The organism is Duganella caerulea (genome assembly GCF_040362985.1).
Lineage (GTDB): Bacteria > Pseudomonadota > Gammaproteobacteria > Burkholderiales > Burkholderiaceae_D > Rugamonas > Rugamonas vulcania.
Genome location: NZ_BPWJ01000005.1, coordinates 455,985 through 467,895 on the forward strand (window position 1 = coordinate 455,985; position 11,911 = coordinate 467,895).

Genomic DNA, 11,911 nt, shown 5'->3' on the forward strand with positions numbered 1-11,911 from the left:
GGGCAAGATCCTGAATGCTCGATATGCGCTACAATTTGCTCATTCGTCTCATTCGAAGTTCGCCATGGACACCCTCAGCCGCCTGCTCTCGCTATACCCGATGCGCACCGCGCTGGACACGCGCTGCCATTTCGGCGCGCCGTGGGTGCTGGACCACCCGGCGAGCGCCAGCGGTATCGCGCCCTACCACCTGATCGTGCGCGGCGCGGCGCTAGTGGACGGCGCCGACGGCATGACGCTGCAAGCGGGCGACCTGATCGTCTTCCCGCACGGCGCCGCGCACCGGCTCTACATCGGGGATCCGGCGCAAGCCTCGCCTATGCACGTGGCGCCCGGCCTGCTGCGCTACGAAGGCAACGACGGCGACGGCCCCGCCACCGACATCCTGTGCGGCGAATTCCGCTTCGACGACGACGGCGCCAACGGCCTGCTGGCCGCGCTGCCGCCGATGCTGGTGGTGCGCACCGCGAACCGCGCCGACGCGCAAGGCCTGAACCACCTGATCGCCATGCTGCAGGCGGAGGCGGAAGCGCCGCGCGCCGGATCGGGGGCCATCGTGCGCCAGCTGGCGTCGGCCTTGTTCGCGCTATCGATACGCAGCTGGCTGGAACAATCGATGGCGGTACCGGGACTGTTCGCCGTGCTGGCGGAGCGCCGCCTGCTGGCCGCGCTGGACGGCATGCTGTCCGCGCCGCAGCGGGCGTGGACACTGGAACAACTGGCGGCGGCATGCCACATGTCGCGCGCCACCTTCGCGCGCCTGTTCAAGCAAGCCGCAGGCGCCGCGCCGGCCGTCGTGCTGACGCAGCTGCGCATGGCGCAGGCCGCGCGCCTGCTGGACGCCGGCCGGCACGCGGGCGACGTCGCCGAGGCGGTGGGCTATCAATCGGAAGCGGCCTTCAACCGCGCCTTCAAGCGCCAGTATCTGGTGGGGCCGGGAGCCTGGAGGCGGCGGGCGCCACGATAAGCAGATCGGTTTCGGCGATGGCCACGCACGGCAGGATATAGCCCTCGCGCTTTTCGTCCGCGCTCAGGCCCGGCCACTCGATCAGGTAGCGCACCGTGCCGCTGGTGCTCAGGCAGATGCAGGTGCGGCAGGTGCCGTTGCGGCAGGAGCTGGGCAGGCGCACGCCACCGCGCTCCGCGCTTTGCAGCACCGTCGCCGGCGCTTGCGCGTCGAAGGTCCATCCCTGCCCCGCCAGTGTTACCCGTACTGCCTTGTCCATGCTGCTTCCCGAAATGCCGCGTCAAACCAGCATGATAAACCGTCAGGCCAGCAGCTTGAGCTGAGGCTTCGCCCGCCCAGCCGGCGCCGCAGCGGAACGCCGTACCCCCAACGCGCCGCGCAGCTTGAACACCGCCATCGCCTGCGACACGCAACGCGTCTGCTGCGCCAGATTGCCGGCGGCCGCCGCGGCCTGCTCCACCAGCGCCGCGTTCTGCTGCGTGATGTCGTCGATCTGTATCACCGCCTGGTTCACCTGCACGATGCCGTCGCTCTGCTCGCGGGTCGCATTCGAAATCTCCTCCACCACGCGCGACACCCGGTCCACCGATTCGATCACCTGGTTCATCGTCACGCCGGCGCTGCTGGTCAACGCGGTGCCGGCCTGCACCTTCTCGATTGACTGGTCGATCAGGATCTTGATGTCCTTGGCCGCCGTGGCCGAACGCTGCGCCAGGTTGCGCACCTCGCTGGCCACTACGGCGAAGCCACGCCCCTCCTCGCCGGCGCGCGCCGCCTCCACCGCCGCGTTCAGCGCCAGGATATTGGTCTGGAACGCGATGCCCTCGATCAGGCCTATGATGTCGAGCACCTTGTTCGACGATGCGCTGATGTCGTCCATCGTCGTCACCACCTGCGACACGATGCTGCCGCCCTGCGCCGCCACAGCGGACGCCCGCTCCGCCAGCTCATTGGCGCTGGCGGCGTTGCTGGCGCTCTGCTGGACGGTCGACGTCAGCTCTTCCATGCTGGCCGCCGTCTGCTGCAGGCTCGATGCCTGCGACTCCGTGCGTCCCGACAGGTCCATATTGCCGTCCGCGATTTCACCGGTCGCCAGCGAGATCTGGTCGAAGTTGGCGCGCACGTCGCCGATGATGCTGTGCAGGTTGACGTTGGTCTGCCGCAGCGCCACCAGCAGCTGCCCGACTTCATCGTCGCGCTGGATATCGAAGGCCGCGGTCAGGTCGCCGCCCGCCATCATGCGCGCCGCCCGCGTGGCCTGGCGCAGCGGCAGCGCCACGTTCAGGTACAGGTTACGGCCGAACCACGCCATGCCCAACATTGCGATCATCGCCATCACGCCCATCCAGCTGCGCGCCGCGACGATGCCCGCGTCGTTCATGCCCAGCAGCGCAAAGGCCAGCAAGGCCAGCACGCCGCTGGTCAGCAGCGTGGCCACGCCGATTTGCCGCGCCAGCGACATGTCCAGCAAGCGCGCCAGCCGCGCCATCACGCTGGTCGACACCACCCGCCCGTTGACGATGCGCAGCCGGCGCGGATTGCCCGCCTTGAACTGGCGATACACGTCGTCCGCCTCGCGCACCTGTTCGCGACTGGGCTTGGTCCGCACGGACAAATAGCCAACCGGCTTGCCCTGCTCGATCACCGGCGTCACGTTCGCCAGCACCCAGTAGTAGTCGCCGTTCTTGCAGCGGTTTTTCACCAATCCGGTCCACGGCGTGCCCGCCTTGATGGTCCGCCACAAATCGGCAAACGCCTCGACCGGCATGTCGGGATGGCGGACGATATTCTGCGGCGCGCCGATCAGCTCCTGCTCGGTGAAGCCACTGACCTCGATGAAATAAGGATTGGCGTAGTTGATATTGCCCTGCAAATCCGTGCTGGAGACGATGGTCTTGCCGTCTTCCATCAGGTATTCGTTCTGGGTGATTGGACTATTGATGCGCATGGCCATTCCTTTTTGTGAATAAACGGAAAGGGCGTGCCGGGGTCTGGGGAGCGCCATTGGCGTGTAGCCAACGAGTCCAGAATAGAGGGATTAACCCTGCGACAAAGTCACCAATTGTCGCAGGGAATTTTTACTGCCGGTTTTTGTTGTCGATTTTTGACCTGGATCAAATTTTCAAAATGGAAATACAACAAGCGTCAGTCCGGCTTGAAGTTCTGCCCCAGGGACATTGGCTTATTCAACAATATTGTCTGCGGATTCCGGCAAATGATGACCAGCACCACGATCGTGGCGAGGTAAGGCAGCATCGACAGGAACTCCGACGGAATATCCAGCCCCATGCCCTGCCCGTGGAACTGCAGCACTGTCACGCCGCCGAACAGATAGGCGCCCACCATCACGCCGCGCGGCTTCCACGTCGCGAACACCACCTGCGCCAGCGCGATCCAGCCGCGTCCCGCCGTCATGCCTTCGACCCACATCGGCGTCAGCGCCAACGACAGGTAGGCGCCACCCAGGCCGGCCATGGCGCCGCCGAACAGCACCGTGCCGTAGCGCAGGCCGATCACCGGAAAGCCGATCGCATGCGCGCTGTGCGGCGACTCGCCCACCGCGCGTATCACCAGCCCAAGCCGCGTGCGCGCCAGCATCCACCCGACCAGCAGCACCAGCGCCACCGAGCCATATACCATCGCGTCAAAACGGAACAGCAGCGGCCCCACGAAAGGCAAATCGGACAGCAGCGGAAAATGCAGGTGCGGCATAGGCTCCACCGTCTGCCCCACCAGGCCTCGCCCCATGAAGGCCGACAGCCCGATGCCGAACAAAGTCAATGCCAATCCGGTGGCCACTTGGTTGGTCTGCAGCGTCAGCACCAGGAAGCCGAAGATCAGCGACATCAGCATGCCGGCCACGATCGCCGCCAGCAGCCCAAGCCACATCTGCCCCGTCCCCAGCGTGACGCCGAAGCCCACCACTGCGCCCACCAGCATCATGCCCTCCATGCCCAGATTGAGCACGCCGGAACGTTCGGTCACCAGCTCGCCCATCGAGGCCACCACCAGCGGCGTGGCGGCGCCCGCCGTGCTGGCCAGGAAGGCGATTAACAGTTCGGTGCTGATCATGCGGTTTCTCCAACGGTGACAGGCAGGTGCCGCGCGCGCGGCTTGAAACGGTAGTGGATGAACAGGTCGGCGGCCAGCAGGTAAAACAGCAGCAGGCCCTGGAACATGCCGGTGATCGCCGACGGCACCTGCAGCTCGATCTGCGCCGTCTCGCCGCCGATGTACAGCAGCGACATCAGCAACGCCGACAGCACCACACCCAGCGGATGCAAGCGTCCCACATACGCGACGATGATGGCGGCGAAGCCGTAGCCCGCCGACACCGACGGCTGCATCTGCCCCAGCGGCCCCGCCACCTCGCCCACGCCGGCGATGCCGGACAAGGCGCCGCTGACCATGAAGGCCAGCCACACGTTGCGCGGCTCGCTGAAGCCTGCGTACAGCGCGGCGGCGGGCGCCATGCCGCTCACCTGCATGCGGTAGCCGGCGAAGGTGTGCTTGCAGAAGAACCAGGCCGCCACCGCCGCCAGCAGCGACAGGATGAAGGCCGCGTTCACCCGCAGCCCCTCCACCAGCAGCGGCAGGGTGGCCGAGTCGCTGAACATCTTCGACTGCGGGAAGTTGAAGCCGGCCGGATCGCGCATCGGCCCGTGCACCAGATAGCTCAGCAAGTGATACGACACGTACACCAGCATCAGGCTCACGAGGATCTCACTGGTGTTAAAACGCGTGCGCAGCAGCGCGGGAATCGCGGCCCACAGCATGCCGCCCAGCGCGCCGGCCACCAGCATCAGCGGCAGCACCCACCACGCCTGCACCTCGTCGAAATACAGCGCCACCGCACCGGCGGCGATCGCGCCCACCGTCAGCTGCCCATCGGCGCCGATGTTGGCGACGTTGGCGCGGAAGCCGATCGCCAGGCCCACGCCGCACAGGATCAGCGGCGTCGCCTTCAGCAGCAGCTCGCCGACGCCGTACAGCGTGGTCCACGGCTTGATGAAGTAGACGTAGAAGGCATGCAGCGGTTCCTGTCCGAGGAAGAAGAACAGCGCGGAGCCGGTCAGCAGCATGGCCGCCGCCGCGATCAACGGCGACGCCAGCATCATCGAACGCGAAGGTTCCGGGCGTTGTTCAAGCCGCGACATGTTCTGCTCCCTGGTAGTCGAAATCGCCGCTCATCCAAACGCCGATCTGGTTGATGCTGGTGCCGCCCGCCGGCACCGCCTTCGACAAGCGCCCGTCCGCCAGCACGGCGATGCGGTCGCTCATCATGAACAATTCGTCCAGCTCCTCGGACAGCACCAGCACCGCCACGCCCTGGTCGCGCATGTCGATGATGGCCTGCCGTATCAGCATGGCGGCGCCGATGTCCACGCCCCACGTGGGCTGCGCGAACACCATCACCTTCGGCGCCAGCGCGATCTCGCGGCCGACGATGAACTTCTGCAGGTTGCCGCCCGAAAGGCTGGCTGCCGCCGACTGCTCGCCGCCGCACTTGACGTTGAAGCGCTCGATCACCTTGCGCGCGAACTCGCGCACCGCGCCGCGCTGTATCAGGCCGCGCTTGACCATGCCGGTGTTGGCGGCCGGCAGATAGCCGGTCAGCAGCGCGTTATCGGCCAGCGACAGTTCGGGCGCGGCGCCGCGTCCCAGCCGCTCCTCGGGCACGAAGCCAAGCCCCAGCTGGCGCCGTTGCGCGGCATCGAGCTTGCCCACGTCGCGCCCGCACAGGCGGATCGCGCCGCTGCCGGCGGCCAGCGCGCGCTCGCCGGAGATGGCCTTCAACAGTTCCTGCTGGCCGTTGCCGGAGATGCCGGCGATGCCGACGATCTCGCCGCTGCGCAGTTCCAGGCAGACGTCCTTGAGCCGCGTGCCGAATGGATCCTCGCTGCGCACATTGAGCTGGTCGAGCGCCAGCAGCACCTCGCCCGGTTCCCGCGGCTTGTGCACGCACACCGGCAGCTCGCGGCCGATCATCAATTCAGCCAGCGACTTCGCGCTTTCCTCCTTCGGATTGGCGATGCCGGACACGCGCCCGCCGCGCAGCACGGTGGCCTTGTCGCACAGCGACTGGATCTCGTCGAGCTTGTGGCTGATATACAGGATGCTGACGCCTTCGGAGGCCAGGCGTCGCAGCGATTCGAACAACTTGAGGACCGCGTCCGGCGTCAGCACCGAGGTCGGCTCGTCCATGATCAGCAACCGTGGCGACTGCAGCAGGCAGCGCACGATCTCCACCCGCTGCCGCTCGCCCACCGACATGCTGTGCACCAGCCGTTGCGGGTCCAGCGGCAAACCGTATTGTTCGGAGACGGCGCGGATGCGCGGCGCCAGCGCGGCCGGCGCGATCTTCTCGTCCAGCGCCAGCGCGATGTTCTCGGCCACGGTCAGCGTCTCGAACAGCGCGAAATGCTGGAACACCATGCCGATCCCCAGCTTGCGCGCGTCGTGCGGCGAGTGGATGTTGACCTGCTTCCCCTCCCACATGATCTGGCCTTCATCGGGCTTGGTCACGCCGTAGATGATCTTCATCAGCGTGCTTTTGCCGGCGCCGTTCTCGCCCAGCACCGCGTGGATCTCGCCCGGCATGACGGTCAGGTCGACCGCGGCGTTGGCCACCACGGAAGGGTAAATCTTGGAGATGCCCAGCATCTTCAGGCGCGGCTCTGTCATCGGCGCTTCCCTCATCGTATACAAATTGAATACAAAAACAGACGCAATTAGCATGCCACACGCGATCCGCCGTAAACGCTCTGTTTTGGACCGGAGAGTGCACTAAATATGACACAGTTTTTCACCAAAAATGTGCGTCACGCTCAAAAATGAGGACAAAACAAAGTATTTTCGTACACAATACAAGACAGCTTCAACGCAGCTTTGTACACGATGTAGTTAGCATGGTTCCTGCTTTATGCAGTGTGAGCACCACCCTCACGGAGAATCGATCAATGCCATTACAAGGCAAACGCCAACCTCGCAAGGCCGCCACCGCGGCCGTCGTTGCGGACGCGCCTGCCGCCATCAAGCGCGGGACCACCGCCGTCGACCTGCGCATCTACCGCGCGGTCGTCAATGCCGTCATGAGCCACCGCCTGCCACCCGGCACCCATCTGGGCGAAGCCGATTTCTGCGAGCTGTATCAGGTCAGCCGCACCACCGTGCGCAAGGCGCTGCAACGGCTGGCGCACGACCACATCATCGAGCTGCGCCCCAATCGCGGCGCGGTGATCGCCTCGCCCACGCCGGAGGAAGCGCGCGACATCTTCGCCGCCCGCCGCGCCATCGAGCGCGAGATCGTGCCGCTGGTGATACGCAACGCGACGCCCGCCTCGCTCAAGCAGATCCGCGCCGCGCTGCACGCCGAGGACCAGGCCCGCCGCACCGGCGACCGCGCCGGCTGGATACGCCTCGGCGGCGAGTTCCACATCCTGCTGGCGGAGCTGGCCGGCAACCAGGTGCTGCAGCGCTTCATGGCGGAGCTGGTGTCGCGCTGCTCGCTGATCATCGCGCTGTACGAGGCGCCCGGCGCCACCATGTGCGAGAACGACGAGCACCAGGACCTGGCCACGCTGATCGAGCAGCGCAAGGTCAAGGAAGCCATCCATCTGATCGAGCACCACCTGCTGGAAATCGAAGCGCGCCTGCACCTGCATGAGCAGGACAAGAAAGTGAATCTGGCCGAGGCACTATCCGGATACTAGCTTGGCCCGGGAATTGCTAGAGATGTCGATGAGATTGAATCCAATCACAAAAACGAATTGGATACAAAAGAAGTTATTACAAACCGTGCTGTCCTGCTTTTGCCATCTTTAATCTCACTGAATGGAGCTCCATGATGTCCCGTCTCGCCTCCCGCACCGCCTTCGCCCTTCTCGCCTGCTGCGCCTGCGCCGCCCACGCCGCCGACTGGAGCGACACCTCGCTCAGCTACCGCTACGGCACCAAGTTCGCCGAACCGTTCAACGACAAGGACATCACCAAGAACATCGTCAACCTGAGCAGCGTCTCCGGCTACAAGTACGGCAAGAACTTCTTCAGCGTCGACTTCCTGATGTCGTCGGAAGTGGACCCGTCGTCGGCCGGCGCCAAGAGCGGCGCGCATGAGGCCTACGCGCTGTACCGCCACACGCTGGACCTGGGCAAAGTCACCGGCAACAGCTGGGCCTTCGGTCCGGTGCGCGGCGTCGGCGCCACGGTGGGCTTCGATTTCAACAGCAAGACCGACGCCGGCTACAACTCCAAGAAGCGCATGGTCGTCGCCGGCCCGACGCTGATGATGGACGTGCCGGGCTTCCTCGACGTCAGCCTGCTCGCCCTGTGGGAGAGCAACGCGCCGTTCAACACCTTCACCGGCGCCGCCACCCCGCGCTACGCCTACAAGACCCACCCGATGCTGACCGCCGCGTGGGGCATCCCGTTCAACATCGGCATCCCGCTGTCGTTCGAAGGCTTCGCCAACTTCATCGGCACCAAGGGCAAGAACGAATTCGGCGGCGACACCGCGCGCGAGACCAACATCGACATGCAGGTCATGTACGACATGAGCGGCGCGGTCGGCGCGGCCAAGAATACCTTCAAGGTCGGCGTCGAGTACCAGTTCTGGAAAAACAAGTTCGGCAACCCGGACACCCACAACCCAGGCGCAACGGCCAAGACGCCGATGGTCCGCGCCGAATACCACTTCTAAACCCTGCCCATCAAAGGAAACCGTATGATCAATCGTCGCAAAGTACTGGCCGTGGCCGCGCTGGCCGCCGCCACCATCGGCATGTCCGCCTCCGTGTTCGCGGCCGAGCCGCTGAAGATCGGCTTCGTCTACGTCGGCCCGGTCGGCGACGCCGGCTGGACCTACGCCCATGACCAGGCCCGCCTGGCGATGGAGAAGGAGCTCGGCGCCAAGGTCAAGACCACCTACGTCGAAAACGTGCCGGAAGGCGCGGACGCCGAACGCGTGATCCGCAAGCTGGTGGCCGAGGGGAACAAGCTGATTTTCACCACCTCCTTCGGCTACATGAATCCGACCGAGAAGGTCGCCAAGACCACGCCGGGCGTGGTGTTCATGCACGCCACCGGCTTCAAGACCGGCAAGAACCTGGGCACCTACGAATCGCGTTTGTACGAAGGCGCTTACCTGAACGGCGTCATCGCCGGCAAGATGACCAAGTCGAAGACGCTGGGCTTCATCGCCTCCTTCCCCGTGCCTGAGGTGATCCGCAACATCAACGCCTTCACGCTGGGCGCGCAGAGCGTCAATCCCGGCGTGAAGACCAAGGTGATCTGGGTGAACTCGTGGTACGACCCTGCCAAGGAACGCCAGGCGGCGGAAACCCTGGTGGCGCAAGGCGCGGATGTGATGGCGCAGAACACCGACTCGCCGGCCACCCTGCAAGTGGCGCAGGAAAAAGGCGTGTACGCGTTCGGCTGGGATTCGGACATGTCCAAGTTCGCACCGAAGGCGCACCTGACGGCGGCCACCAACAACTGGGCGCCCTACTACATCGAAACCGCCAAGGCGGTCATCGCCGGCACTTGGAAAACCGGTGAGTACCGTGGCGGCATGAAGGAAGGCATGGTCAAGATGTCGGCGCTGAACGCCGTGGTGCCGGCCGATGCGGCCAAGGCGTTCGAAGAGAAGAAGGCCGCGCTCACCGCCGGCACCTTCGCGCCGTTCACCGGTCCGATCAAGGACCAGTCGGGCGCCATCAAGTACGCGGCCGGCGTGGCGGCGCCGGTGAAGGACCTGCTGTCGATGAACTTCTACGTGCAGGGCGTGGAAGGCTCGATTCCGAAGTGAGCTCTGATCCAGTCCTGTTGAACGACTGGCACCCGGTCGCGCTCTCGCAAGAGATCGCGGCCGGCGCGATCACGGCCACCGACCTGTTGGACAAGCGCCTCGCCCTGTGGCGCGACAGCGGCGGCGCGCTGCACGCGTGGGAAGACCGCTGCCCGCATCGCGGCACCCGCCTGTCGATGGGCGCCCTGCACAACGACACGCTGCGCTGCGCCTACCACGGCTGGACCTTCGGCACCGAAGGCCGCTGCAAGCACATCCCCGCTTTGCCCGCACTGGGCGAGGCCAACCTGAAAGCGCAAGTCGCCACCTACCATGTGCAGGAATGCTATGGCCTGGTATGGGTCTGCCTTGGCGAGCCCGTAGCGCCGGCGCCGCCGCCGTTCCCCGAATTCGCCGACGCAGCCTTGCGCAAGGTCTGGTGCGGACCATACGACGTGCAAAGCAGCGGACCGCGCATCGTCGAGAACTTCCTCGACATGGCGCATTTCGCCTTCGTCCACGAGGGCATACTGGGCGTGCGGGAGCAGGCCGCCATCGCCAGCTACACCGTCGAGAATTTCGACGACTCCGAATACGGCAGCGGCATCTGGGCGAAACAGTGCCGCGCATGGCAGCCGCAGGCCAGCAAGGCCGCCACCGCCGGCGCCGACATCGAATACACTTACCGCGTGGTGCGTCCACTGACCGCCGTGCTGACCAAACATCCAGCGGCCAGCGTGCGCGAAGCCATCGCGCTGATGCTGCAGCCGCTGACCGAAACCACCACCCGCGTCTGGATCATCCTGGCGCTGGACGACTTCACCTCCGGCGACGATGAGCTGCGCCAGTTCCAGGACACCATCTTCCTGCAGGACCGGCCGATACTCGAAAGCCAGAGCCCAAGCAGGCTGCCCTTGATACCGGGCGCCGAAGTCTCGGTGGCCTGCGACCGCATGTCGCTGGCCTACCGCGGCTATCTCAAACAGCAGGACCTGCGCTACGGCGTCCTGCGCAACGACCAGGAGAACACATGACCGCCACCGCCCAGGACCACGAATTCCTCACCCGCGTACTGGCGTTGGCGCAGCGCTCGCGCGACGAGGGCCATCATCCCTTCGCCGCGATGGTGGTCGCCGCCGACGGCACGGTGATCTCCGAAGCGATGAACGCATCAAGCAGCGACCGCACCGCGCACGCGGAGATGAACGCGCTGCGCCAGGCGTCGCAGCGCCACAGTCCCGAGCAGCTGGCCACGGCCACGCTGTACGCCAACGCCGAACCCTGCGCCATGTGCGCGGGCGGCACCTACTGGAGCGGCGTGGGACGCGTGGTGTATGCGATGTCCGAAGCAAGCCTGCTGGCACTGACCGGCAGCGATCCCGAAAATCCCACCCTGTCGCTGCCCTGCCGCGAGGTGTTCGCGCGCGGCCAGCGTCCCACCGAAGTCATCGGCCCGATGCGCGAGGACGAGGCGCGCCTGGCGCACGCCGGCTTCTGGCACAAGTAAATTACTGATGCATTCCAATCGGACCGGGATCATAATTGTGATCCGGGCCGATGAGTCGCGCCCTGGCAAAGCGTGCGTCGCCGTCAATTTTGTTCAAAGAATATGTAATTTGACAAGTGACGTTTCCAGACGACACTACAAGCCGAACCCTGCAATCGGATTTGATTAATTTCCTCAACAGCGTCACAGTGGCACCACCAGCCATGCGCCAGGCTGAATACTCGGCGCGGGGGAGACGATAATGAAGCAGTTCATCCACATTGCCATGCTGGCCACAACGGTGGCCTGCGCCTGCGCGCACGCCCAGATCCAGCAGCCCCAGCCGGTCGTCGCGCCGGCCCTGATGTCGGCGCCGGCCCATCCCGATCCCTACATTCCGCCAGCCATGCGCAAGCCGCCGCGCGACGGTGCGCCCAGCCCCATGCTGCAATACCAGTCCATGCAGAAGCTGAAGCAGCGCTTCGAAGACGCCGACGTCGACAGCAGCGGCGGCCTCAGCCGCGAGGAAGCGCATAACGCCGGCCTGGGTTTCGTGGAAAAGAACTTCGACCATATCGACACCGCCCAGCGCGGCGTGGTCACCTTCGAGGACTTGAAGGCCTTCATCATCCAGCGGCGCGAAGAAGCGCGCTCGCGCTGAGCGGCGCGCCTC

12 protein-coding genes are annotated in these 11,911 nt (G+C 65.3%); 7 read left to right on the plus strand and 5 right to left on the minus strand.

Annotated features, from left to right (window positions below; all coding sequences use genetic code 11):
- The first annotated feature begins 64 nt into the window (after nt 1-64).
- Entirely contained in the window at nt 65-967 is a 903-nt protein-coding gene (locus tag ACUJB0_RS17815; protein ID WP_444846361.1) for an AraC family transcriptional regulator, read from the plus strand.
- Here the strand turns inward: ACUJB0_RS17815 and ACUJB0_RS17820 are convergent.
- From ACUJB0_RS17820 to ACUJB0_RS17840, 5 genes are all read right to left on the minus strand, one after another.
- Nucleotides 912-1,226 (minus strand): 2Fe-2S iron-sulfur cluster-binding protein, encoded by a 315-nt coding sequence (locus ACUJB0_RS17820; protein ID WP_444846362.1) that lies wholly within the window; start codon nt 1,224-1,226, stop codon nt 912-914. The genes ACUJB0_RS17815 and ACUJB0_RS17820 overlap by 56 nt on opposite strands.
- Nucleotides 1,227-1,268: 42 nt before the next feature.
- Nucleotides 1,269-2,915: a methyl-accepting chemotaxis protein gene (locus ACUJB0_RS17825; protein ID WP_444846363.1), complete on the minus strand. Its 1,647-nt coding sequence runs from the start codon at nt 2,913-2,915 to the stop codon at nt 1,269-1,271.
- Between the two features lie 197 nt (nt 2,916-3,112).
- Nucleotides 3,113-4,039 (minus strand): ABC transporter permease, encoded by a 927-nt coding sequence (locus tag ACUJB0_RS17830; RefSeq protein ID WP_444846364.1) that lies wholly within the window; start codon nt 4,037-4,039, stop codon nt 3,113-3,115.
- Entirely contained in the window at nt 4,036-5,124 is a 1,089-nt protein-coding gene (locus ACUJB0_RS17835; protein WP_175048134.1) for an ABC transporter permease, read from the minus strand. Before ACUJB0_RS17835 ends, ACUJB0_RS17830 begins: the two co-directional genes overlap by 4 nt.
- Nucleotides 5,111-6,652 carry an ABC transporter ATP-binding protein gene (locus ACUJB0_RS17840; protein ID WP_444846365.1) on the minus strand — a complete coding sequence of 514 codons (1,542 nt, stop codon included), beginning with the start codon at nt 6,650-6,652 and terminating at the stop codon, nt 5,111-5,113. Before ACUJB0_RS17840 ends, ACUJB0_RS17835 begins: the two co-directional genes overlap by 14 nt.
- A gap of 275 nt (nt 6,653-6,927) precedes the next feature.
- Here ACUJB0_RS17840 and ACUJB0_RS17845 point away from each other — a divergent pair, with 275 nt between their 5' ends.
- The 6 genes from ACUJB0_RS17845 (at nt 6,928) to ACUJB0_RS17870 (ending at nt 11,899) form a co-directional block, all read left to right on the plus strand.
- A complete protein-coding gene (locus tag ACUJB0_RS17845) occupies nt 6,928-7,680 on the plus strand; it encodes a GntR family transcriptional regulator (RefSeq protein WP_444846366.1) in 753 nt (250 codons plus the stop codon).
- Nucleotides 7,681-7,814: 134 nt separating this feature from the next.
- The gene (locus ACUJB0_RS17850) at nt 7,815-8,666 is read left to right on the plus strand and encodes an outer envelope protein (RefSeq protein WP_444846507.1); all 852 of its coding nucleotides are present in this window, start codon (nt 7,815-7,817) and stop codon (nt 8,664-8,666) included.
- Nucleotides 8,667-8,690: 24 nt separating this feature from the next.
- Complete coding sequence (locus ACUJB0_RS17855; RefSeq protein ID WP_444846367.1) at nt 8,691-9,773, plus strand: BMP family ABC transporter substrate-binding protein; 1,083 nt, start codon at nt 8,691-8,693, stop codon at nt 9,771-9,773.
- A gap of 17 nt (nt 9,774-9,790) precedes the next feature.
- Nucleotides 9,791-10,786, plus strand: coding sequence for an aromatic ring-hydroxylating dioxygenase subunit alpha (locus ACUJB0_RS17860; RefSeq protein ID WP_444846368.1), 996 nt, complete (start codon nt 9,791-9,793; stop codon nt 10,784-10,786).
- Nucleotides 10,783-11,259 carry a nucleoside deaminase gene (locus ACUJB0_RS17865; protein ID WP_444846369.1) on the plus strand — a complete coding sequence of 159 codons (477 nt, stop codon included), beginning with the start codon at nt 10,783-10,785 and terminating at the stop codon, nt 11,257-11,259. The genes ACUJB0_RS17860 and ACUJB0_RS17865 overlap by 4 nt, the downstream gene beginning before the upstream one ends.
- A gap of 241 nt (nt 11,260-11,500) precedes the next feature.
- Nucleotides 11,501-11,899, plus strand: a complete 399-nt coding sequence (locus tag ACUJB0_RS17870; protein WP_444846370.1) for an EF-hand domain-containing protein — start codon at nt 11,501-11,503, stop codon at nt 11,897-11,899.
- Nucleotides 11,900-11,911 lie beyond the last annotated feature (12 nt).